Raw genomic sequence first — 22737 nt, 5'->3', positions numbered from 1 at the left:
CCCCCCACACTCTGACTGCGACCACCGACAAGCGTGAGACGTCAACGATGTCCCGACGACACGACGTCAAGCATGTCCCGAGCCCTTACACGTCACACGTCGGCAACCCACCGGTGGCGGGTGGAGCCGTCGTGCTGGTACTCCGTCTCCAACTCTTGAAAGAACTCAGTGATGTACATGCTGGAGCGATACGGGAAGTACCGAACTTCGTCGACGTTCTGGGCATCGTCGCGTCCGAGGTTGCCCACGACGAGGTTTCCAAGAGCTTCGAGGTTGCGGCGACGGAACTTCACATGGGCATTGTTGCAAGCGACGCCGACGAATGCCCACACCTCGCGCGACCCTGCGGGCGATGCCCGATCAAGACCGAGGCGTTCGACTACCAGTTCGTCGGACCATCCGGGTAGCGTGTCGCAAGGGTCGGTTCCGAACTCGGCGGCCATGCCGTCGGCGGCAGGGAGATTGCACGCCCTGGTGGTTCTCGATCAATTTCCCACGGTGTATAGCGTGGACTTGCGGCGTTGAAGGTGTGCTGCAGGAGGATTTCCATCAGTGAGTTGAGTTGCCCGACTCCTTTGAGCCCGTGGCGTCGGTATGACTCATTCGCCTCGTAGACATCTGCGCGGCACATGTGCTGATCCGCCTCAAGCGTTCCGCGGTAGAGTGAGGGCATTCTCGAAGCCACTGACGAGCGCGAGTCAGATCTGTTGCCGGAGTGTCCTGTCTGCACGTAGCTCCTTCAAGGTGGGCGCCATTCAAGTGGCTCCTCGCCGAATCCCAGGTCAGGCAACAGGCTGTTTGATCGGATTGTGGACCACTGCTCGCGTACCAGGTTGCGCGCCGAGCTGAGATCGCCGTCGTTGGAATCCTCAGAGTAGAGCGATTCTGTCGCGAACTCGGCGGCCCCGCCGGTGTAGACCTCCCAAATCGCGACGGCTAGCGCGTGTGGAGTCACTGCTCTGAACGTGCGGCTCGTGCTAAGAATTCTCGCAATGGAGATCGTGAGATCTGGATTGGCAAGTTGAAGCCGCCGGCGGTGGTAATCGATAGGAGGCGGGCCGGTGAGCAGTTCCCGGGTCTGGTTCTCGATCTGATCCAGGGTGTCGGTCCAATCGCCGCTGCGCTTGATCTGGCGGATGAGTAGTGGTGGGTAGCGCGAGAATTCGTGAGGCAGTCCTAGCGCGAAAGCGATATGGCCCCAAGGTCTCGCGGTCCCAGACCGTGCAAGGAGCATGGAAAGGACGGCGCGATCCTTCGCAGTCGTGTAGTCGCGGAATCCCGTCCAGTGAACTTGAGGTATCGACGAGAGAGGAATGTGGTTGCCCGGGATCTCGTGGGCCGTCGGATAACGGGCACACCCACTAGCAACTCGAAACGTCAGTTGTGCCGTCGGCGATAGCTTTTCGGCGAGCGGGGTGATGGCGAGGTGGCCGATAACCGCATTCGTCCGACTACGGGGCAAATCTCGGCCGTCCCTGAGAAGCCAGGTTCCTGGAGTAAGGACGCTCTGCTCTACGGCGAGCGAATGAGCCGCATGAACGTCCTCCTCGCAGAGGATGGACTTTACCTTGAGGAGTTGCTCGAGGCACGCGGCGTCAGGGTCGCTTGCTGCTTGACAGCTCATAATGGGCTTGCCCAGCGTCAGAGCCGCGTCGAAGTATTCGCGTGTACTGAACCGCTGACCGCCAAAGCTGTTCGTCGAAGGCTCTGATGCACCGCGTGCGAGTTCGAGAATCCAAACCTGAGCTTCAACGATCTCGGGGGCAACCCTACGGAACTCGACGTCGCGCAAGTCGTGGCCGCAGTATGCGTGTCGAGTTCTTGGTGTTCGGGGGCGATTGTCGCGCTGCGGACAGGCCCAGTTGGGGTCGGTGCTATTGGGCCAACTCGTGCCCGCCCACGGCGTCTCGGCGCACCGAGGGCAGTTGGTAGGCATCAAGATCGCATGTTCGACACAGACGCGGTGTAGCGGCAGTGACCATGTCGAGTTCCAGTATCCTTGCTGAGCAAGGCATTCGGGACAGTAGGAAGGGTCGAGGGGCATCGATTCCGAAGACTTACCGTACCGTTCCCAGTGCGTGCGAAATGCGGAAACAGCCTCGGATATGAGTCCTGCCCGGAGGTATCGGGCTCGTTCGTCCGGTAGCCCCACCGTATCCACAATCAAATCACTGTGCTCAGCGATATGCGCAGAGACTCGTGTGGGGGACCAGGCACTCGTTGGAATCCCGAGTTCTCGGAGTAGCGCGCGTGCGGTGAGTCCGTAGCGGTGGCCGAAACGGCGCAGCCAACTCGGTGCGGTCTCATCGTCCCTGGGGGCGACGAGTATGGGAAGCCGCCGCGGGTTGTACCCGTCTGGTATCGCAATTGCGGAGGGTAGTTGCTCCGCGTCGGTTCTCTCACCTCTTGGGAGTGGTGAGCCGCTGAGCGGCATTGTCAACGACGACCTCCTCCAGGATGCTCGCAGTAATTTGCTCGGTGCCCGTCTTAATAGCCAGATAGGCGGCCCGATCGAGCAGGTTCGTCAGTGAACCGATGTGCCCTTGCGTTCGGCGGAAGAGTTCCTTGCCGAAATCGGATAGTGTCCCAGGCGTTTGCGCGGCGAGCATTAGGTGCAATTCGAGGGCGTTGAGAAGCGAGATCCAGGCGACGTTGCTGGCATCGGAGTCGGTGTTGAACGGCGCGACGCGTGCACGTGTGGCACGGCGGGCAGTCTGTGCGTACACGGCACCGTCATCGCCTCCCAGGCCCTCGTCGAAGAACTTCTTCTCTGTGAGGCGTACACCGACGTAAATGAACGTGACCGCCATTTCGTTGGCCAAGCCCTTCAGATGATTGCTTACTTCGCGACCGTGACGGTCTCGAAAGTCGATGAAGTGAAGGTCATCGATGACAATTATCTGAGTCTCGCAGCTCCGTACGCAGTCGACCGCGAGCGCACCCAAACCAGAAGTATTCGCACCAGCTACCCCCAGATGGCCATAGAAGGCGAGGATCTTTCTGTTCAGGCCCTTGAGGGTGATTCCAGCATCGAGCGGGATGAAGGCGACCGGAATACGCTGATCGCCTGCGGCGGTCTCGCTGCTGAGGCGGCGAATTGCAGTTCGATGGAACTGCCTTGCGTAGCGGATGGCGATGGTGGTCTTACCGAGACCTGGCGGGGCGTCGATCACGACCGATCCGCGGAGGCGGTCGCCATCGCGACGGTTGGACGCCATGACTTGATCGATGACAGCGAAGGCGTGCGTGAGTTGAGCTGTCTTGACAGTCGGGAGGTTGGCATTCCATACAAAGCGAGCTTCGTTGTAGTCTTCGCGCTCGTCGTCGCTGAGCGCTGCGATCTGTCCCTTCGTGAGGAGTTCCAGGCTCGCGCGCGGCGGCGAATGCACGAAGTCGTGCCAGCCCACTTTTGACGCCAGGTTGTAGCGATGCGGTTGATTGTTTCGAAGCCATAGTGCCCATGGGTTACTCATTCGTCGAATACCTCATAGCTCGAATCGTCTGCACCTTGGTACTTCTCAAACACATCGAGGTCATCGTCCAAATCCCAACCTGGAGGGCGACGTTCTGCTCTCCTCGCGAGAAGGTCGATAACTCCTGGCAGTGATGCAATCTCGTCGTCAGGTTGGCCATCGCCAGTATCGCTTGCCGTGGAACGGGTGCTGGCCAGGCGTCGTGCGAGGGCGCGGTCGCGCTTGGATTTGGTGTTGCCTTTGGACCACTCATCGAGGAGGTTGCGGACGGCGTCCTGTGGGTCGACATGCCGGTTTTCGCGGACGGCCAGAAGCTTGGTGTAGTCGGCGGCGTCCGAGGAGAAGGGCTGGTCGAGTCCACCTGCGTGCTCCCAGACCAGAGGCGACCATTTGCCAGATGAGGGGTCGCGGAAGTACACGCGTCGAACATCGCCGCTGTCTATGTGGATTGGCCATTTTCTAGCCTTCGGACCACCGAAGTTGGACTTGCTATTCCGGTAAGGGTTGAGCGCCGCGCCATCGTATCGGCGCCCATCCACTTCTATGCCATAGTGCTGGATCGTGCGCCACTCCACATTGAGAAACTCGTACGCAAGGTCCGGTGAGGACGGGATGGTGAGTCCACCGGCGCGAGCCAGGCCGATCTCGTACATTTCGAGCGGTGATAGCTCGAGGCCGGGCGTCTCAGGGAGACACAAGCCTTCGTGTTTCGACCGGTGGTACACCCGAGCTGTCCACTCGCGAATTATCGACTCAAGCTCGGCGACGTAGTAGAACGCTTGACTCTCAATGTCTTCACCGCGGTGATAGACGTCGGGTCCCTTGTAGCCCGGCAGTTGCTGAAGCAGGCCGAGCCGAATGGTCTTGAAGAAGCGTTCGACAGTTGGCTTGTCTGACGCCTTCTTTACGATCGCAGGCTGAATCGAGATTCCGAGTCGCGCACAGGCGGATCTGACATGGTGCGAGAGGTAGATCTTGCCATGGTCAACAACGATTGACTCGGGTAGGCAGCCTGGGATGCTCGGAGTGGCATCGTCTGCGGTCGGGTCGTCGCGTTCGATTGCGATCGAACTAGGCACGCCGTGAAACGGCCACGCTCCGTCGTCGACCGGTTCTTGGGGCGTGACCGACTGGTGTAACACATTGGCCACGTCGATTGCCTTGGTTGAAATCGGGGTCAGGCGCAGACCGACAATGCAGCGTGTATAGAGGTCTTGCGCCACAGTGAGTTCGACCGGCACCCAACGCAGCGTGATCGGCTCCATCGCGAACACGTCGAGGCGCGTTGTGTCGAGTACGAAGTACTCTCCGGGGCGCGTGGCGCGCAAACGGCCATACGGGGCCTCCGGCCGGTCGGCGGCGATTCGCCGTGCCTTTCCGCTGCCAAATGAATAGCGACCCTTGGAGAGCTCGTCCAGCCAGCGGTAGGCGGTCGCATTGGATGGGGTGGGCGCCAGATCGGCGCCACACCGCTCGGTCAGCAGATTGTTGGCCTGGTCGATTACTATGTTTCTGCTGGGTGTGGATTCGCGTGTGTACCGATTGAGTACGTCGAGGCACGCCTCCCGCCAGAGTGGGTCGATCGGCGAGCGCTGCTTCCTTGCTTCGACGAGGCCGGCTGGTCCTGACTCTTGATACGCCTTCACCCAGCGTTTGACGGTGCGGTCAGACATGTTGTGTGCGAGAGCGACCGTTTCGGAGCTGCGACCGATAGAGTCGCCGCTGTTGTGATGCATCTCCAGTACTGCTTCGACGACGGCGAGCCGTGCGTTGTAAGTCTCTTGCTGTTTCTTCGTAAGATTCGAAAGCAGTTGTCCGGACGTCTCGCAGGGCCTGCGAGGTGCGTCGAGCGGCTGAGAAGACCTCACGAGGTGTGGAGTGCTCACCGCTCGTGTGCCGCGATCCGATTCGACTATCGACCGACTGTCGCTGATCTCGACTATGCGGACCACGGATCCGTCGATCCACACCCGATCGCCAACAGCAAGTCGATAAGTGTTGCTCATACGGCCTCGGCTCGATGGATCAAGGTGTTGTCGCCGAATGGCCGGGTGAGATCGGCCGTGAAGGTGCCCGTCCACAGAAGCTCGAGGACGATGTGTCGAGGCCGTGCAATCCGCTCGGCTGCGAGTGTGGCTTCAGCGTGCGCGATTGAGAGCTCCTCTGGAAATCGTTCGAGCACCGTCTGGAACAGGGCCGCGCGCGACTCGCGGCGAGCCTGAGAAGCGAATCTGATGTTGTTGATCAACGCCGAGTCCTCGCCGGTCCAAACCTCATAATCGGCGGAGAGGCGCTTGGACACCACCTTGGTCCACGTGAACACGGCCTTGACCTCGTCTTTCTGCGCGATTCGTGGATTCTTGACGTCCACGACCAAATATGACCCATCAGCCCGCGTCAGTAGGAGATCGGGACAGTGGCGTCGGCCGGTACCTCTGTCGTCGCCGGTGATCCAGAAAGGTTGCGCCGTGATCCAAACGACTTCGGGATCGAAGTCGGCAAGCAAGATGCGGTCGCGTTCGAGAAGGCTTTCGTAAACCACGTGGTCGGCTGTTGTACGGGTCCAAAAAAGACCTGGATAGTGGCGTTGGCCGGCGTGGGACGGTGGCAGGCGCACTGGCTGGGCTCGGGCCATCGAGCTGATCGAGTGATCCCTGACCTGACTGATGGTCTCGTCACCGGCTTCGGTAACGAAGCGAATCTCGGTCGCACCGATCTGATCAGGCATTTTGCTATCGTGCCGCATGACAGCCCGATGAGAACGATGACACGCCTATGACAAGCCGATGAGAAAATGACACGTTCGGTGAGAAGCTACACCTGTTCACCCCTGGCGAAATATCGCCGGGAACAAAGAACCCGCCACCGAGGTTGAGTCGGTCAGACTGAACTTTGGAGGTTAGTTAGATGTCACAGACATACTCAGTGCCCGTCCTGTTCGTCCCTGACCTGGTCGTCCTGCCCGGCATGGTGGTGCCGATCCCGCTCGACGACGCGGCTCAGGCGACGATCGACGCGGCCCGGGCCAGTGAGTCCGGCAAACTGCTGATCGCTCCGCGCCTGGACGATCGGTACCCGACCCATGGCGTGATCGCCTCGATCGTGCAGGTGGGTCGCATCCCCGGCGGCCAGACGGCTGCCGTGGTGAAGGGCGAGAAGCGTGCACACATCGGCAGCGGCGCACCCGGTCACGGCAATGCGCTGTGGGTCGAGGTGACCGAGGTCGATGACGGTGAGGCCACCGCCGAGACCAAAGCCCTTGCCGCCGAGTACAAGAAGCTCGTCCTGGCCATGCTCCAACGTCGCGAGGCCTGGCAGATCATCGACGCGGTCAACAAGATGACCGACCCGTCTGATCTCGCCGACACCTCCGGCTATTCGTCGTGGCTCGACGACACCCAGAAGCGGCAACTGCTCGAAACCTCTGACGTCGCAGAACGGCTCGGGCTGCTCATCGACTGGACCAGCGAACACATCGCCGAGACCGAGGTCTCCGACAAGATCGCCGACGATGTCCGCAACGGAATGGAGAAGCAGCAGAAGGAATTCCTGCTGCGTCAGCAGTTGAACGCCATCCGCAAGGAACTCGGCGAGGACGAGCCCGACGGCGCCGACGACTACCGCGGCCGCGTCGAAGCCGCCGACCTGCCCGACAACGTCCGCGAAGCGGCGTTACGTGAGGTCGGCAAGCTTGAGCGATCCAGCGATCAATCACCTGAAAGTGGTTGGATCAGAACGTGGTTGGACACCGTCCTGGATCTACCGTGGAATGTCACCACCACCGACTCCACCGACATCACGGGTGCGCGTGAAATCCTCGACGCCGATCACCACGGGCTTGAGGATGTCAAGGACCGCATCGTTGAATACCTGGCCGTGCGGGCCCGGCGTGCCGAACGTGGCCTGCAGGTCGTCGGCGGACGTGGTTCCGGAGCCGTGATGGTGTTGGCCGGTCCGCCCGGCGTCGGCAAGACGTCTCTGGGTGAGTCCGTGGCCCGTGCCCTCGGCCGCAAGTTCGTGCGCGTCGCCCTCGGCGGCGTGCGCGACGAGGCCGAGATCCGCGGTCACCGGCGTACCTACGTCGGTGCTCTGCCCGGTCGTATCGTGCGTGCCATCGGCGAGGCGGGATCGATGAATCCCGTTGTGCTGCTGGACGAGATCGACAAGGTGGGCTCTGACTACCGGGGTGACCCGGCGGCGGCGCTGCTCGAGGTCCTCGACCCCGCGCAGAACCACACCTTCCGCGATCACTACCTCGATCTGGATCTGGACCTGTCCGACGTGGTGTTCCTGGCGACGGCCAACGTCGTCGAGAACATCCCGGGACCGTTGCTGGACCGGATGGAACTGGTGACCATCGACGGCTACACCGAGGACGACAAGGTGGCCATCGCCCGCGATTACCTGCTCCCGCGGCAGCGTGAGCGTGCGGCGCTGACCGACGAGGAGATCTCGGTGACCGACGACGCGCTACGGGAGATCGCGGCCAACTACACCCGCGAACCGGGTGTGCGTCAGTTCGAGCGGTTGCTCGCCAAGCTGATGCGCAAGGAGGCCACAAAGATCGAAAACGGCACGGCGACAACACCGGTCATCGTCGACACGGCGGATCTGAAGGACGATCTGGGTCGGCCGCGGTTCACTCCCGAATCCGAGGAGCGTACCGCGGTGCCCGGCGTCGCGACCGGTCTGGCGGTCACCGGAATGGGTGGCGACGTGCTGTTCATCGAGGCCAACCGCACCGATGCCGGCGAGGGCAAGGGTGGGCTGCAACTGACCGGCCAACTCGGCGACGTCATGAAGGAGTCCGCGCAGATCGCACTGTCCTACGTCCGTGCCCACGCACGTGAACTGGGCATCGATCCGCGTAACCTCGAGGGCACCATCCACGTGCACGTGCCCGCGGGTGCGGTCCCCAAGGACGGCCCGAGTGCCGGCATCACGATGGTGACGGCCCTGGCGTCGATGGCGACCGGCCGCAAGGTGCGCGCCGAGGTCGGCATGACCGGCGAGGTGACGTTGAACGGACGGGTCCTGCCCATCGGTGGGCTCAAGCAGAAACTGCTTGCGGCACAACGCAACGGGTTGACCCAGGTGTTCATCTCGCCCCGTAACGAGGCCGATCTCGACGACGTCCCCGCGGAGATCCTCGAGGCCGTGACGGTCACGCCGATCGCCGACGTCGCCGACATCGTCGCGGCTGCGTTGGAGCCGATTGCCGATGAGGTGACGACGGCCGCCTGACACGGTAGAACCTGCAGAGGCCGCTGGGTGTTTCGCCCGGCGGCCTTTGCTGTGTTTGAGATGCAGCTGTGTATGAGATGCAGCTGTGTATGGGATGCAACGGGTGACGCGCAAACGACCCAGGCGTTACAGTCGGTTGCAGGTGTTAGAGCAGCCTGGCACCGCTGCGCTCGTATCCGCGACGCATCCGGTGGCACAGCCCCGCCGCCGCTGACACCCATGGCCGAAGCCGGGATCCATCCCTGGAGGCAATATGTCCGAGAACGAGAATCTGTACACGACCCGGGATTCGGGTGCTCCTGCCGGGAGTGATGAGCACTCACTCACCGTTGGCGCCGCGGGCCCCATCGTTCTGCATGATCACTACCTGATCGAGCAGATGGCACAGTTCAACCGAGAACGCATCCCCGAACGCCAGCCACATGCGAAGGGAAGCGGCGCATTCGGCAGCTTTGAGACCACCGCCGACGTATCGTCGTATACCTGCGCGGGAATCTTCCAGCCCGGCATCAAGACCGACATGGTGGCCCGATTCTCCACCGTCGCCGGTGAGCGCGGCAGCCCCGACACCTGGCGCGACCCGAGGGGTTTCGCCCTCAAGTTCTACACCGACGAAGGTATCTACGACATGGTCGGCAACAACACGCCGGTCTTCTTCGTCAAGGACCCGTTGAAGTTTCAGCACTTCATCCGGTCGCAGAAGCGGCGAGCCGACAACAACCTGCGCGACCACGATATGCAGTGGGACTTCTGGACGCTGTCGCCGGAGTCGGCGCACCAGGTCACCTGGCTCATGGGTGACCGTGGTATCCCGAAGACGTGGCGGCACATGAACGGGTACAGCTCGCATACCTATCTGTGGGTGAATGCCGAAGGCGTGAAGCACTGGGTGAAGTATCACTTCATCACCGACCAGGGCGTGGAGTTCTTCACCCAGGACGAAGCGGATCAGATGGCGTCGGCCGACACCGATTTCCACACTCGTGATCTGTTCGAGTCGATTGCCGCGGGCGACCATCCGAGTTGGACCCTCAAGGTGCAGCTGATGCCGTTCGACGATGCGGTGTCCTACCGGTTCAATCCGTTTGATCTGACCAAGGTGTGGCCGCATGGTGACTATCCACTGCATGAGGTCGGGAGAATGACCCTGCACACCAATCCGACCGACAATCACGCACAGATCGAGCAGTTGGCGTTCGAACCGAACAATGTGGTGCCCGGCATCGGGTTCAGTCCCGATCGGATGCTGCTGGGCCGAGTGTTCGCCTATGCCGACGCGCACCGCGCCCGATTGGGTGGTAACTACAAACAGATTCCGGTGAACGCGCCCCGCAACGAGGTACACAGCTACTCCAAAGATGGTGCTATGCGCATTGTTCCGGTCTCCGACCCGGTGTACGCGCCCAACTCGAAAGGCGGACCGGCGGCGGCTTACAGCGGCCAGCCGGAACCACAGTGGGCCGCCGACGGGCAAATCGTGCGCAGTGCCTATGTCGACCATCCCGAGGACGACGATTGGGGACAGGCGGGCACCATGGTCCGCGAGGTTCTCGACGACGCGGCCCGCGACCGGCTGGTCGACAACGTGGTGGGCCATCTGCTCAACGGGGTCAGTGACCCGGTACTGGCGCGTGCCTTCGAATACTGGGGCCGCATCGATCCCGGTGTCGGGGCACGGATCAAAGAGGGCGTGGCGGCCAAGGCCGACGAGCCCGATCCCAAGAAGTCCGAGCAGGGTAATCCGGCGCGCACGTCGATGCAGCAGAAGGTGTAGTCCGACGTCGGCGACCTGATGGTCGAACACCGCGGGAGACCCGAGGGGTTCATCCTCGGGTTTTACCGTCGCCGGACGGGGACAGCGCAGCAATGATCACCTGCCTTCGATCCGAAGGAGTGCCGCAGGGCATCAACGGAGAGGTTCCCTCCGACGTCGTGTCCGCATACGGTTGAGGCGGAAAGTTGTCTCGTCGCCGTGGTCGAAGGACTCGTCGGCGCAGTCGAAGGAGTTCGCCATGACCACCCTGCCCGAGATCACCGACGCCGAGATGCAGACGGTCCTCGAGTACGCCCAGCCCTACGTCGTGGCCGTCCTCAAAGCCGGGCCGGCGTACGGGAGCGACGAGGCACCGGGCATCATCCGGGAGCACGGTCGTCGACTGATCGCGTTGCGCAAGGCCGGTGACCTGGTGGTCGTGCTGCCGGCCCAGGACGACACCGATTTCTGCGGTGTCGGCGTCTTCGACCGCTCCGTCGAGACGGTCACCCAGCTCATGAACGACGATCCGGCGGTGCAGACGGGCGTCTTCACCTTCGACGTGCATCCCGTCCAGGGTTTTCCGGGCGACGCGCTGCCCCCGGCGTCGAAATAACCGCCCGAAACGCCTGACGGCATCGTTCGCGGGGAACCGAACCCACCCGTGCGAGCCGAACCCACCCGCGCGAACAACCTCAGAAACCCGTCCGAACCAGCAGATACGCGCCATGAAAGAAAGTTGAGCGAAACTCGCTCAACTTTTTTGTCGATTCCGGGAACATACTCGCACCACGCCCCGTTGAAACCATCGAGAACCTGAGCCATACAGGCTCAACTCGACTTGACTGAGACCGACTCAACCAGTAGGACATGAGTCGGACGCACTGAAGTCTGGGTCTGGCGGTCAGGTTTGCCAGACCCCTGCGTGCCGAGTTCACCGAACTCGACCGCGGGACCAAGACCTTGGGTGCACACCCATGAACTAGGAGGAATCGCAAAGATGTCTCGTGCTGTTGGAATCGACCTCGGCACCACGAACTCCGTGGTGGCGGTACTCGAAGGCGGCGAGCCCGCCGTCATCGCCAACGCCGAAGGCTCGCGTACCACCCCGTCGGTCGTCGCGTTCGCGCGTAACGGCGAGGTGCTCGTCGGGCAGCCGGCCAAGAACCAGGCGGTCACCAACGTCGACCGCACCATCCGCTCCGTCAAGCGCCACATGGGCGAGGGTGACTGGAGCGTCGCCATCGACGACAAGAAGTACACCCCGCAGGAGATCAGCGCTCGTACGCTGATGAAGCTGAAGCGCGACGCGGAAGCCTACCTCGGTGAGGATGTCACCGACGCGGTCATCACCGTGCCCGCATACTTCAACGACGCCCAGCGTCAGGCCACCAAGGAAGCCGGCCAGATCGCCGGCCTCAACGTCCTGCGCATAGTCAACGAGCCGACCGCCGCTGCCCTGGCCTATGGCCTGGACAAGGGCGAGAAGGAACAGACCATCCTGGTCTTCGACCTCGGTGGCGGTACCTTCGACGTCTCGCTGCTGGAGATCGGCGACGGTGTCGTCGAGGTCCGGGCCACCTCCGGTGACAACAACCTCGGTGGTGACGACTGGGATCAGCGCATCGTCGACTGGCTGGTCGAGAAGTTCAAGAGCTCCTCGGGCATCGACCTGACCAAGGACAAGATGGCCATGCAGCGTCTGCGTGAGGCTGCCGAGAAGGCCAAGATCGAATTGTCGGCCTCGCAGTCGACCTCGATCAACCTGCCCTACATCACCGTCGACGCCGACAAGAACCCGCTGTTCCTCGACGAGCAGCTCTCTCGTAGCGAGTTCCAGAAGATCACCTCGGACCTGCTCGAGCGCACCCGCGCTCCGTTCCAGGCGGTCATCAAGGACGCCGGGATCTCCGTCGGCGACATCGATCACGTTGTGCTCGTTGGTGGTTCGACCCGTATGCCGGCCGTCACCGAACTGGTGAAGGAACTGACCGGTGGACGTGAGCCCAACAAGGGTGTCAACCCCGACGAGGTCGTCGCCGTGGGTGCCGCACTGCAGGCCGGTGTGCTCCGCGGTGAGGTGAAAGACGTTCTGCTGCTTGATGTCACCCCGCTGTCCCTCGGTATCGAGACCAAGGGTGGCGTGATGCACAAGCTGATCGAGCGCAACACCACCATCCCGACCAAGCGCAGCGAGACCTACACCACGGCCGAAGACAACCAGCCGTCGGTGCAGATCCAGGTGTACCAGGGCGAGCGTGAGATCGCCTCGCACAACAAGCTGCTCGGCAGCTTCGAGCTTGGCGGCATTGCGCCTGCGCCGCAGGGCGTTCCGCAGATCGAGGTGACCTTCGACATCGACGCCAACGGCATCGTGCACGTCACCGCGAAGGACAAGGGCACCGGCAAGGAGAACTCCATCCGCATCCAGGAAGGTTCCGGCCTGAGCAAGGACGAGATCGACCGGATGATCAAGGACGCCGAGGCCCACGCCGACGAGGACCGCAAGCGTCGCGAGGAGGCCGAGACCCGTAACCAGGCCGAGTCGCTGGTCAACCACACCGAGAAGTTCCTCAAGGACAACGAGGACAAGGTGCCGGCCGAGGTCAAGGACAAGGTCAACACCGCCATCGGCGAGGCCAACGAGGCTCTCAAGAGCAACGACATCGCGGCCATCAAGAGCGCGATCGAGAAGCTTTCGGCGGAGTCCCAGGAAATGGGTCAGGCTATCTACGCCGCATCCGCGGCCGAGGGCCAGGCCGCAGGCGCCGACGGTGGCTCCGCGACCGCCGGTGACAACGACGTCGTCGACGCCGAGGTTGTCGACGAGCCGAACTCCGGGGACACCAAGTGACCCAGAGTGGGCCCGAGGCCGGTTCGGCCGCCGGGGGTAGTGCCCCCGGCGACGAGCCGATCACGGTCACCGATCGTCGGCGCATCGACCCGGAAACCGGTGAGGTGCGCCCCGAGGGTGAACCGACCCCCGACACCGGAAGCGCACCTGCTTCCGGCGAGGAGCCGGCCTTGGAAGAGGCGAAGGCCCCGGCGACCGACGAGGTCGCCGAACTCACTGCCGCCCTCCAGCGTGAACGCGCACAGTTCGCCAACTACAAGCGGCGGACCGAGGAGGAGAAGCAGGGGCGAGTCGCCTACGGCAAACAGGTGTTGATCGAGAAGCTGCTGCCGGTCCTCGACGATCTCGACCGGGCCCGCGAGCACGGCGACCTCGAGTCGGGTCCGCTGCGTGCGGTGGCCGACAAGTTGGCCGGCAGCCTGAGTTCGGAAGGACTCGTCAAGTTCGGCGAACCCGGCGACGTGTTCGATCCGGAACTGCACGAAGCCGTCCAGAACGACGGCAGTGGTGCCGAGCCGGTCCTCGGTGCGGTGTACCGCAGCGGGTACCGCCTGGGTGACAAGGTGATCCGGACCGCGATGGTCACGGTCACCGACCCGGCGCCGGCCGGCGCATCGGGCGCCCAGGACGCGCCCACTGGTGCACAATAAGCACCTACACGCTCCCCCGGTGATGCGCGGAACGCCACTGGCGAACCGCGCGTCACCGGGGGCGCACACATACTTCAACCAGACATGTTCATAACGAAGGAGGTGACGTCTGGTGGCTCCACAACGAGAATGGCTTGAACGCGACTTCTACAAGGACCTCGGCGTTGCTTCTGATGCTTCGTCTGAAGAGATCAAGAAGGCTTACCGCAAGCTCGCCCGCGAGCTGCACCCCGACGCCAATCCCGGGGACGCGCAAGCCGAAGAGCGCTTCAAGCGGGTGTCCGAAGCCCACAGCGTGCTCGCCGACGCCGACAAGCGCAAGGAATACGACGAGACGCGCGCCATGTTCGCCGGCGGCCGATTCCGCGGCGGCGGCAACGGTTTTCCCGGTGGATTCCCCGGCGGCGGCGGAACCCGGTACTCCACCGAGACCGGCGCCGACTTCAACATCGGTGACCTGTTCGGCGGTGGTGGCGGAGAGGGTGCCGGCGGATTCGGCGATCTCTTCGAGGGATTGTTCAACCGCGGCGGCTCCGGTGGCGGCGGCGGCACCCGCACGTCGACGGCGACCCGGCCGCGTCGGGGCAACGACCTCGAGACCGAGACGACGTTGTCGTTCGCGGACGCGGCATTGGGTACGACCGTCCCACTCCGGGTGACCAGCCCGGCGCCGTGCACCACCTGCCACGGCAGTGGCGCCAAGCCGGGCACCAGCCCGCGGGTCTGCCCGAACTGCAATGGTTCCGGCTTCGTCAGCCGCAATCAGGGCGCGTTCGGATTCAGCGAACCCTGTCAGGACTGCCAGGGCACCGGCTCCCGGATCGACGATCCGTGCGCCGACTGCGACGGCAGCGGCGTCAAGGTGCGTTCGCGCACCATCAACGTCCGCATCCCGTCGGGCGTCGAGGACGGCCAACGCATCCGGCTCGCCGGACAGGGTGAGGCCGGGCGACGCGGTGCGCCGTCGGGTGACCTGTACGTCGTCGTCCACGTGACGCCCGACAGGGTCTTCACCCGCAGCGGCCACGACCTGCGTGTGCAGCTGCCGGTGAGCATTTCCGAGCTGGTGCTCGGGGCCACCGTGTCGGTGCCGACCCTCGAGGGCTCGGTGGGCGTCAAGATCCCGCCGAACACCAGCGACGGCCGCACCCTGCGCGTCCGTGGACGCGGAGTCCCCAAGCGCGCCGGTGGTTCCGGTGACCTGCTGGTGACCGTCAAGGTCGAGGTTCCCCGCAAGCTCGACGACGCCGCGGTCGAGGCGATGCACGCCTACGCCGAGGCCGAGAAGTCCAGCGGATTCGACCCACGGGCGGGCTGGGGGCGATGAGTCATGGCCGAACAGAACCGACCCGGACCTGATCCCCGGGAAACCAGCGCGACCTTCATGATCTCGGTCGCCGCCGAGCTGGCCGGTATGCACGCGCAGACCCTGCGCACCTACGACCGGCTCGGACTGGTGACGCCCGAACGCACCAGCGGCGGTGGGCGTCGCTACTCGACGCGCGACGTCGAGGTGCTCCGCGAGATCCAGCGCCTCTCCCAGGAGGAAGGCGTCAACCTCGCCGGGATCAAGCGGATCATCGACCTGACCAATCAGGTCGATGCCCTGCAGCAACGACTGCACGAACTGCAACGCGAGGTCGAGGTCCACCGAGCCCGCCGCGGCGGCGAGTTGGTCCCCGTCCCGCGGACCAACGCGCTCGTCGTGTGGCAACCGCGTCGACGGCGCGGCGACGACTGAGCGTAACGATCACCACCCTCACAACCGAATGAACGTGCGACTCCGGTTACACCGGATCTGTCCGCTTTCCCGGCGGCCTGATCTGTTGCCCACCGGGGTCGCACGTTAGTGTGTGGCGTCGAACACCGGTTGGATGAAGGAGGCGACGGTGAGCCAATCCCCGGATCTCAACATCACCGGGCCCGCGGTGCTCGGGGTGTCGGTGCTGGGTGAGGAGGTCGCCTCGGTCGTGCTGGGCGCGGCCGGTGAGATCGTCGCGAGCAATTTCGTCGACCTCGCCGACGACTCCCCGGAATCGGCATTGACCGCGCTCACCGAGCTCGTCGATTCCGCACCCTTCGAGATCGATCACATCGTCACCACCTGCGCACGCCCCGACGTCCGCGCCCACCTCGACTTTGCGTTACACAGTCCGAGCGCCCCGGCATGGGCCACCGCGGTCGTCTTCGTCGACCTGCCCGCCGCGTTGGTGCAGGTGGCCGGGCGGGAGTCCGGTGGCATCGTCGGTGTCGTCGCGCTGGATCAGTCCGGTGCGCTCGCCACCGGGGACACTCTCGCGTTGGTCGACGCAACGGCGGCACGCACGATCCGGACCGCCCAGGTGTCGCCTGCCGATGCGCATTCGTTGAGTGATGCCGCCGGTGCCACCGCGGCCGCGGATCTGCTGCGTCCCCTGACCGTCGATCCCAGCCCGGCGAGATTCTTGTGCGTCGGGTCGGGGGCGCAGTTGCCCGAGGTGGTCTCGGCCGTGGCCGCGGCGACCAACCGACCCACCAACGCGGTCGCCGCACCGGTGTTCGCCGTCGCCCAGGGCGCCACCGCGGTGGTGCTCGCCGATACCCGGGCGATCCCCGTCGGTGCCGCGCTCGGCGGTGCTGCCATTGGCGGTGCTGCCCTCGGGCACACGGCACCCGCCTTCGCCGACGACGCGGCGCCGACCACCGCCCTCGGGTCGCACGGCCTGCGCTGGTGGGCGATCGGCGGCGCGGCAGGAGTCGCGGCACTGTTGTGCCTTGCGGTGCTGGTGGCGCTGTTCACCGGCGTCGGCTCCGAGAGCCCGGCGGCGGTGACGTCGACGACGACGGTCACCGGTACCACCGGCGAGGTCACCGTGACCCGCGCGGGGGAGCCGGTGACGCAGACCGTCGTCGATCAGCAGACCGTCACCGAGACGGCGACACCGCCGACGGTCACGCGCACCACGACGCAGACCGTCACACAGACGCAGACGCAGACAGCGACGGCGACGGTGACCGAGTCGGCGACCGCGACGGTCACCGAGAACGAGACGATCTACGAGACCACGACTGTCACCGAGGGGCCGCCCTGATCGGCGGGTGAGCCGTACCTCACGCGGAGCGGACGTCGGAAAGGTTGTATTCAGAACATCGGGTCGTGCTGGATGAGGCTGGCCCGGACACCGGCGATGATCAGGCCGCGGCGGGTGTTCTCCACCATCGCCGGTGACCCGGTGATCAACGTCTGGCGGTCTTCCCACGGGCCGGCCGCGGCGACCACGTCGACGAGCGTGCCGATGCGGTGGTCGATGCCGAGAGCCGCCGGATTCACCGGATGGTCCAGCCACCAGGGATTGGTCGTCTCCTCCGATACCGCCGTGACCGTCAGCCACGGATTGGTCGAGGCGATCCGCCGCAGGACCGGCAGGTCGTAGAGTTCGCCGGGATGGCGGGCGCCGTAGAAGACATGTGTCGGCGGGGTGTCGCCCCGGGTCGACATCTCGATCAACAAGGCGCGCAACGGTGCGAGTCCGGTTCCGCCGGCCACCATGAGCACCTCACGGTCACGGTCGATGTGCAAGGTGCCGTGCGCTTGCCCGAACGTCCACACGTCGCCGACCTGCGTTTCCTGGACGATCGACGCACTGACGCTGCCGCCCGGTACCGCCCGGACGTGGAATTCGAGTTCGCCGTGCGGGTTGGGCGGAATCGCCGGTGACAGATTGCGCCACGTCTTGGGCCACTGCGGGATCTGCGTTTCCAGGTACTGCCCGGTGTTGAACGTCAGTGGCGTCTTCGACACCAGCCGCACGGCAGCCAGTCCGCGGGTGATGCGGAACTTCTCGACGACCTGCGCCGTCCACGTCGCCGGGCCCGCCGCGGTCTGCGCGGCACCGCGCATCACTCCGGTCACCAGCATCATGGCCTGACCGACCGTGCGCTGCGCGTCCTCGTCCCACTGGTCCCGAAGCAGCGAGGCGAACTCGCCCATCAACGCCTGGTAGATCGCCTGGTAATGCTCGGGCAGGACCCCGTACTTGCGATGGTCACGTCCGAGTTGGCCGAGGAACTCGACGAGTTCCTGCTGCCCCGACGGTGCGGGGATCACCTCGAGGACGTGGTCGATGACGTGATAGAACGCCTGCCGCTGCAGCGACATCATCACGCCGAAGAGTTCCCGCAGGTCCGGGTCGACGGCGAACAGGCGCGTGTACAGGTTCGACGTGAAGCGTTCCGGATCGCGGTTGATCAGCTCACGGAGGTGATGCAGCACATGGCGCGAGTGATTCGCCACGGTCCACCTCCCAAACGTCGTTGTTGCGCCGGACGGTCCAACGGTTGTCCGCGTGCGGCGCCCACCCATTGTGCCTCGTGGGCTCGGATGTGACGGCGAACCCGCCCCTCTCGCGTGTACCGCGAACGGCCGCATGCCGGGCCGAACAGATGTGATCAACCCGTGACTATGGCAATGTCGGGGCATGGCCACCATCGACGACCTGATCCCCGGGATCGTCGACGCGCACGTCCAACAGTGGAATCCACGCCAGGCGCCCTGGTCGGGTAGCCGATTGGTACGCGGATACCGTTTTGTGCCGGGCATGGGTGACCGGGTGTTCTCGGTCGCGGTGCCGCAATCCGAACGGGAATACCTGTTGACGCCACGATCGGTCGCGCGGGCCTACGAACCCCGACACTACGGCGCCGACATCGCTCCCGTGTCCGGTGCGATCGGGGTGCCGATCGAATCGGTCGTCATCTCCGAATCGTATTGGCGGCTGCCGGAGTCCGAAGAACCCGAGGCGACGCGCAATGCTGTCGACGAGGCCCGGTACCTGATGGGTTTGCCGTTCGGAATGGGGGTCGCACCCGCCCTCGGGGCGGTCATGGTGCGCGCCGATCCACGTTCGGCGGGTTTCGGCGAGCGCCTCGACGCGCAGATCGAGGTCTGTGATCGCATCCGCGGCATTCAGACCACCGCGACCCGCCATCCCGATCCAAAAGTACGTTCCGGTGGTGCCGTCGACGGTGTGCTGGCATCGGCGGCCTTCCTCACCGGGATCGAGGCGGTCGCGCAACGACGCCTCGCTGTCGAGGTGTTCGTGTATTCGCATCAGCTCTACGACGTGGTCACCCTGGCTCGCGAGTTCCCGGACACCACCATCATCGTCGACCATTTTGGCTGTCCGGTAGGTGCTTTCGGGCCGGTCGGCACCCGGACCGGCACCACCGCGGCCGCACGTGCCGACATTCTGCGTCTCTGGCGTGAACGCATGACGACGCTCGCCTCACAGCGCAACGTGGTGATCAAAATGTCGGGTTTGGCGCTGCCGGTGCTCGGCTACGGTCGACAGTCCATGGGTAACATCGGGACTCGGCAGACGCTGGTCGAGATGGTGGGGCCGCTGATGCAGCACATCGTCGCCCACTTCGGTGCCAGCCGCGTGATGTTCGGGTCCAACTTCCCGATCGACAAGCCCAATGCATCCGTCGACATGCTCGTCGGCGGCCTGCTCGACGTCCTCGAACCCTGGGGAGATACCGTGGTGCGCAACGTCTTCCGCAACACCGCACGGCGCGTATATCGGATCGGCGACGACTGATCCTCACTCCCGCCCCCGTTCTCGCTGACAGCGCTCACCTCCCCGCTGACAGCGCTCACCTCCCCGCTGACAGCGCTCTCAATCTCGTTGACAGCTCCCATCTTTCCCGCTGGTGCGGCCGTCCTCCCGCCGGTCGAGCCCGACGAGGCGCCGGCCGAGGAGGTGTCGAGACTTCCGAGAGCAACGCTGGAAACCACCAAAGACATTGCACCTCAACGCAACCAACCGCGACGACGCGTCACCCCGACGGGCACGGGAACGTCACGCAACGCCCGCGAGATGATCTCGACGAACTCCCCACATGTCTGATAGCGGTCCGCGGGATTCTTGGCGAGGGCCTTGGCGAACACCGAGTTCAACGACGATGGGAGCCAATCCCGTCGGCCGGTGAGCTTCGGAGGTTCGTCGCGGATATGGGCGTAGGTGATCGCGAAGGGGGTCGTGCGCGGGTACGGCGGCAACCCGGTGAACAGCTCGACCAGTGAACACGCGAAGGCGTAGACATCGGTTGCCGGTGAGAGTTGTTGTGCTTGAAGTAATTCCGGCGCCGCGTAGGCGACCGAACCCTGCACCCGGCCGTTGCGGGCGAGGGGGCGGGTGTCGTCGAGGAACCGGGCGATGCCGAAGTCGGTGAGGAGGGCATCGGTGGTGTCGTCGGTGGTGGTGAGCAGGATGTTGGCGGGTTTGACGTCGCGGTGCAGAATGTCCTTGGAATGGGCGTAGTCCAGCGCGGCACCGATTTGTTGGGCTACCCGCAGCACCGCCGACACCTGGGGTTGCTGGTCGTAGCGCGGGATCAGGTAGATCGCCGACGGCCCGGCCACATACTGCATCGCCAACCACAGGGCGGTGTGCCGGGGATGTCCATGATCACCGAGGGCGACTTCGCCACTGGAGTCCATCGCCACGATGTTGGGGTGATGCAGCAGCGATGCGATCGCGAACTCGTGCTCGAAGCGTTCGCGGGCGTGCTCCACGCCGTGAAGGTCGGTGCGCAGCACCTTCAACGCCAACGGAGTCGCCTCGTCATCTCGATGCACGCGGTAGACGTCGGCGCTGCTGCCGTGGCCGACGACCGCATCGATGGTGAACCCCGCCACCACCTCACCCGAGGTGAACATGCGCACAAGAGTAGCCAGGACCGTGCGATTGAGGAATCCGACGAGTCGGGGACGCGGACGGCGTGGGCGCGGACGGCGTGGGCTACGTCTTGGGGGTCAGCCGGAAGATGGGGAAGACGCGGCCCTCCGCGGTCTCGGTGTACTTCAGAAACTGATTCGACGCGGACACGAAGCCCTGCCACGCCTGTTCACGCTCGACAGGGTTGAGTTCGGTCGCGGTCGCGGGGAAGGTCTCGATCCCGGCCTTCTCCCCGGCCACCTCGATGGTGATGTTCGGGTGCTTGCGCAGGTTGTGCACCCAGGCGGGATCTTTCGGTGAGCCGGCCGCGCTGCCGATGATGAATCGACCGCCCGCGCCGTCGGGCAGGGACATCAGCGGGTTGACGCGTTCGGCGCCGGACTTCGCACCGATCGAGTGGACGAGGACGAGATGGCGACCGAAGCCTGCAGTGGTCACGGTGCCGTCGTTGGCGCGGAATTCATCGATGATGGTCTGGTTGAAGTCGCTCACCTGCTCCAGTGTGCGCGATCGTCGGGATCGTGTCGTGAACTCGGGGAAATGGTCCGCGAGCAACCGGGAGAACACCTCGAATCTCACCACGCGACGAACGCGACGATTCCGGACGCCTACCCTTGATCCATGACCACAGTGGATCTGAGCGAGTTGCGTGCCGAATTGCCCGAGCAGATGGTGGTCTCCGATCCGGACATCCTCGCCGGGTACCGCCAGGACCGTGCTGCAGATCCCGGCGCCGGAACACCCCTGGCGCTCATCCGCCCGACGACCACCGAGCACGTCCAGACGACGGTGCGGTGGTGCGCCGCACACGCGATACCGATCATCACCCGTGGCGCGGGCACGAGCCTCTCGGGTGGGTCGACGGCGGTCGACGGCGCGGTGATGATCTCCACCGAGAAGATGCGCGAGTTGACCATCGACACCGCGACCCGTACCGCGGTGGTGCAACCGGGCCTGTTCAACTCCGAGGTCAAGGCGGCTGCGGCGGCACACGATCTCTGGTACCCGCCGGACCCGTCGTCGTTCGAGATCTGCTCCATCGGCGGCAACGTCGCCACCAATGCGGGCGGCTTGTGTTGCGTGAAGTACGGCGTGACAACCGATTACGTGCTCGGCATGGAGGTAGTCCTCGCCGACGGGCGGGCATTGCGCCTCGGCGGCAAGCAACTCAAGGATTCTGCGGGACTGTCACTGACGAAGCTGTTCGTCGGGAGCGAAGGGTTGCTCGGCATCATCACCGAGGTGACGCTGCGTCTGCTGCCGCCGCAGGCGTCGGCGTGCACCGTCGTCGGCACGTTCTCCTCGGTTCACGACGCCAGCGAGGCGGTTCTCGCGATCACCTCGAAGATCCGACCGGCGATGCTGGAGTTCATGGACAAGGTCTCGATCAACGCCGTCGAGGACATGCTGCGCATGGGGCTCGATCGTGAGGCCGGCGCGCTGCTCGTCGCCCAATCCGACGCACCCGGACCCGCCGGCGTCGCCGAGGTGGGGATCATCCGCGAGGCCTTCGAAACCCATGGTGCCGCGGACGTTTTCGACACCTCCGACGCCACCGAAGGGGAGGCGTTCACCGCCGCACGACGCGCCGCGATCCCGGCGGTGGAAAAGCTGGGCTCGCTGCTCCTCGAGGATGTCGGGGTGCCACTGCCCGCGCTACCCGCCCTCATCGACGGCGTCGCGTCCATCGCCGACCAGAACGACGTGATGATCTCGGTCATCGCACATGCCGGTGACGGCAACACGCACCCGTTGATCGTTTTCGATCCCGAGGACGCCGATGAGGCGCAGCGCGCGCAGCAGGCCTTCGGTGAGGTGATGGATCTCGCGATCTCGTTGGGCGGCACAATCACCGGTGAGCACGGGGTCGGTCGGCTCAAGAAGGCCTGGCTGGCCAACCAGGTGGGCCCGGACGTGATGGCCCTGACGGCCGCGATCAAGCAGACGCTCGATCCGGACGGTCTGCTCAATCCCGGCGTGCTGCTGTAGTTCGCGCCGGCTTGGGGGCCCAGCGGCTCGACCGGCAGCAGTGGGGTCGCCCAAT

18 protein-coding genes and 1 pseudogene are annotated in these 22737 nt (G+C 64.4%); 10 read left to right on the top strand and 9 right to left on the bottom strand.

The features are described 5' to 3' along the window. Window positions 1-92 precede the first annotated feature (92 nt). From ACWETB_RS17225 to ACWETB_RS17200, 6 genes and pseudogenes are all read right to left on the bottom strand, one after another. Entirely contained in the window at window positions 93-443 is a 351-nt protein-coding gene (locus ACWETB_RS17225) for a hypothetical protein (RefSeq protein ID WP_010844931.1), read from the bottom strand. 296 nt (window positions 444-739) lie between these two features. Next, window positions 740-1792, bottom strand: coding sequence for a hypothetical protein (locus ACWETB_RS17220; RefSeq protein ID WP_020169780.1), 1053 nt, complete (start codon window positions 1790-1792; stop codon window positions 740-742). A 159-nt stretch (window positions 1793-1951) separates the two neighbouring features. After that, a pseudogene (locus ACWETB_RS17215) lies at window positions 1952-2434 on the bottom strand (TniQ family protein); the annotation flags it as partial. Further along, window positions 2400-3473 carry an ATP-binding protein gene (locus tag ACWETB_RS17210; RefSeq protein WP_006369929.1) on the bottom strand — a complete coding sequence of 358 codons (1074 nt, stop codon included), beginning with the start codon at window positions 3471-3473 and terminating at the stop codon, window positions 2400-2402. The pseudogene ACWETB_RS17215 and the gene ACWETB_RS17210, both read right to left, overlap by 35 nt. Further along, window positions 3470-5479 carry a helix-turn-helix domain-containing protein gene (locus ACWETB_RS17205; protein WP_079931101.1) on the bottom strand — a complete coding sequence of 670 codons (2010 nt, stop codon included), beginning with the start codon at window positions 5477-5479 and terminating at the stop codon, window positions 3470-3472. Before ACWETB_RS17205 ends, ACWETB_RS17210 begins: the two co-directional genes overlap by 4 nt. Beyond that, entirely contained in the window at window positions 5476-6201 is a 726-nt protein-coding gene (locus ACWETB_RS17200; RefSeq protein WP_006369927.1) for a TnsA-like heteromeric transposase endonuclease subunit, read from the bottom strand. Before ACWETB_RS17200 ends, ACWETB_RS17205 begins: the two co-directional genes overlap by 4 nt. A 179-nt stretch (window positions 6202-6380) precedes the next feature. On the opposite strand from ACWETB_RS17200, the gene lon reads away from it, so the two are divergent. The 8 genes from lon to ACWETB_RS17160 all read left to right on the top strand — a co-directional run bounded on the left by lon (window position 6381) and on the right by ACWETB_RS17160 (window position 17045). Beyond that, window positions 6381-8717: an endopeptidase La gene (gene lon / locus ACWETB_RS17195; RefSeq protein ID WP_449741798.1), complete on the top strand. Its 2337-nt coding sequence runs from the start codon at window positions 6381-6383 to the stop codon at window positions 8715-8717. A gap of 253 nt (window positions 8718-8970) precedes the next feature. Beyond that, complete coding sequence (locus ACWETB_RS17190) at window positions 8971-10491, top strand: catalase (RefSeq protein WP_449741797.1); 1521 nt, start codon at window positions 8971-8973, stop codon at window positions 10489-10491. Between the two features lie 238 nt (window positions 10492-10729). Beyond that, on the top strand, window positions 10730-11086 hold the full coding sequence (locus ACWETB_RS17185; protein WP_449741796.1) for a hypothetical protein: 357 nt from the start codon (window positions 10730-10732) through the stop codon (window positions 11084-11086). 384 nt (window positions 11087-11470) lie between these two features. Next, window positions 11471-13324, top strand: coding sequence for a molecular chaperone DnaK (gene dnaK / locus ACWETB_RS17180; RefSeq protein ID WP_449741795.1), 1854 nt, complete (start codon window positions 11471-11473; stop codon window positions 13322-13324). After that, entirely contained in the window at window positions 13321-13974 is a 654-nt protein-coding gene (grpE, locus tag ACWETB_RS17175) for a nucleotide exchange factor GrpE (protein ID WP_452212453.1), read from the top strand. The genes dnaK and grpE overlap by 4 nt, the downstream gene beginning before the upstream one ends. A gap of 112 nt (window positions 13975-14086) precedes the next feature. Continuing rightward, entirely contained in the window at window positions 14087-15301 is a 1215-nt protein-coding gene (gene dnaJ, locus ACWETB_RS17170) for a molecular chaperone DnaJ (RefSeq protein WP_452212451.1), read from the top strand. Between the two features lie 3 nt (window positions 15302-15304). Beyond that, on the top strand, window positions 15305-15715 hold the full coding sequence (locus ACWETB_RS17165) for a heat shock protein transcriptional repressor HspR (RefSeq protein WP_452212449.1): 411 nt from the start codon (window positions 15305-15307) through the stop codon (window positions 15713-15715). 148 nt (window positions 15716-15863) lie between these two features. Beyond that, on the top strand, window positions 15864-17045 hold the full coding sequence (locus ACWETB_RS17160) for a hypothetical protein (RefSeq protein ID WP_452212447.1): 1182 nt from the start codon (window positions 15864-15866) through the stop codon (window positions 17043-17045). A gap of 50 nt (window positions 17046-17095) precedes the next feature. Here the strand turns inward: ACWETB_RS17160 and ACWETB_RS17155 are convergent, their stop codons facing one another. Then, window positions 17096-18247 (bottom strand): FAD-binding oxidoreductase, encoded by a 1152-nt coding sequence (locus tag ACWETB_RS17155; RefSeq protein ID WP_452212445.1) that lies wholly within the window; start codon window positions 18245-18247, stop codon window positions 17096-17098. A gap of 184 nt (window positions 18248-18431) precedes the next feature. On the opposite strand from ACWETB_RS17155, the gene ACWETB_RS17150 reads away from it, so the two are divergent. Further along, window positions 18432-19553: an amidohydrolase family protein gene (locus ACWETB_RS17150; RefSeq protein ID WP_452212443.1), complete on the top strand. Its 1122-nt coding sequence runs from the start codon at window positions 18432-18434 to the stop codon at window positions 19551-19553. 212 nt (window positions 19554-19765) lie between these two features. Here ACWETB_RS17150 and ACWETB_RS17145 read toward each other — a convergent pair whose 3' ends face one another. Further along, window positions 19766-20674, bottom strand: coding sequence for a serine/threonine-protein kinase (locus ACWETB_RS17145; protein ID WP_449741788.1), 909 nt, complete (start codon window positions 20672-20674; stop codon window positions 19766-19768). Between the two features lie 82 nt (window positions 20675-20756). After that, entirely contained in the window at window positions 20757-21185 is a 429-nt protein-coding gene (locus ACWETB_RS17140) for a nitroreductase family deazaflavin-dependent oxidoreductase (protein WP_449741787.1), read from the bottom strand. 129 nt (window positions 21186-21314) lie between these two features. Here ACWETB_RS17140 and ACWETB_RS17135 point away from each other — a divergent pair, with 129 nt between their 5' ends. Next, window positions 21315-22682, top strand: coding sequence for an FAD-binding oxidoreductase (locus ACWETB_RS17135; RefSeq protein WP_452212440.1), 1368 nt, complete (start codon window positions 21315-21317; stop codon window positions 22680-22682). Window positions 22683-22737 lie beyond the last annotated feature (55 nt).

The organism is Gordonia sp. NPDC003950 (genome assembly GCF_053605205.1).
The sequence above is the reverse complement of the archived record's forward strand: the minus strand, read 5'-3'. Positions and strand labels throughout refer to the sequence as shown.

Excerpts from the sequence above, each read along its gene's own strand:
- ACWETB_RS17225 (WP_010844931.1), bottom strand. The coding sequence starts at position 443 with ATGGCCGCCGAGTTCGGAACCGACCCTTGCGACACGCTACCCGGATGG.
- ACWETB_RS17210 (WP_006369929.1), bottom strand. The coding sequence starts at position 3,473 with ATGAGTAACCCATGGGCACTATGGCTTCGAAACAATCAACCGCATCGC.
- ACWETB_RS17205 (WP_079931101.1), bottom strand. The coding sequence starts at position 5,479 with ATGAGCAACACTTATCGACTTGCTGTTGGCGATCGGGTGTGGATCGAC.
- ACWETB_RS17200 (WP_006369927.1), bottom strand. The coding sequence starts at position 6,201 with ATGCCTGATCAGATCGGTGCGACCGAGATTCGCTTCGTTACCGAAGCC.
- lon (WP_449741798.1), top strand. The coding sequence starts at position 6,381 with ATGTCACAGACATACTCAGTGCCCGTCCTGTTCGTCCCTGACCTGGTC.
- ACWETB_RS17190 (WP_449741797.1), top strand. The coding sequence starts at position 8,971 with ATGTCCGAGAACGAGAATCTGTACACGACCCGGGATTCGGGTGCTCCT.
- ACWETB_RS17185 (WP_449741796.1), top strand. The coding sequence starts at position 10,730 with ATGACCACCCTGCCCGAGATCACCGACGCCGAGATGCAGACGGTCCTC.
- dnaK (WP_449741795.1), top strand. The coding sequence starts at position 11,471 with ATGTCTCGTGCTGTTGGAATCGACCTCGGCACCACGAACTCCGTGGTG.
- ACWETB_RS17165 (WP_452212449.1), top strand. The coding sequence starts at position 15,305 with ATGGCCGAACAGAACCGACCCGGACCTGATCCCCGGGAAACCAGCGCG.
- ACWETB_RS17150 (WP_452212443.1), top strand. The coding sequence starts at position 18,432 with ATGGCCACCATCGACGACCTGATCCCCGGGATCGTCGACGCGCACGTC.
- ACWETB_RS17145 (WP_449741788.1), bottom strand. The coding sequence starts at position 20,674 with ATGTTCACCTCGGGTGAGGTGGTGGCGGGGTTCACCATCGATGCGGTC.
- ACWETB_RS17135 (WP_452212440.1), top strand. The coding sequence starts at position 21,315 with ATGACCACAGTGGATCTGAGCGAGTTGCGTGCCGAATTGCCCGAGCAG.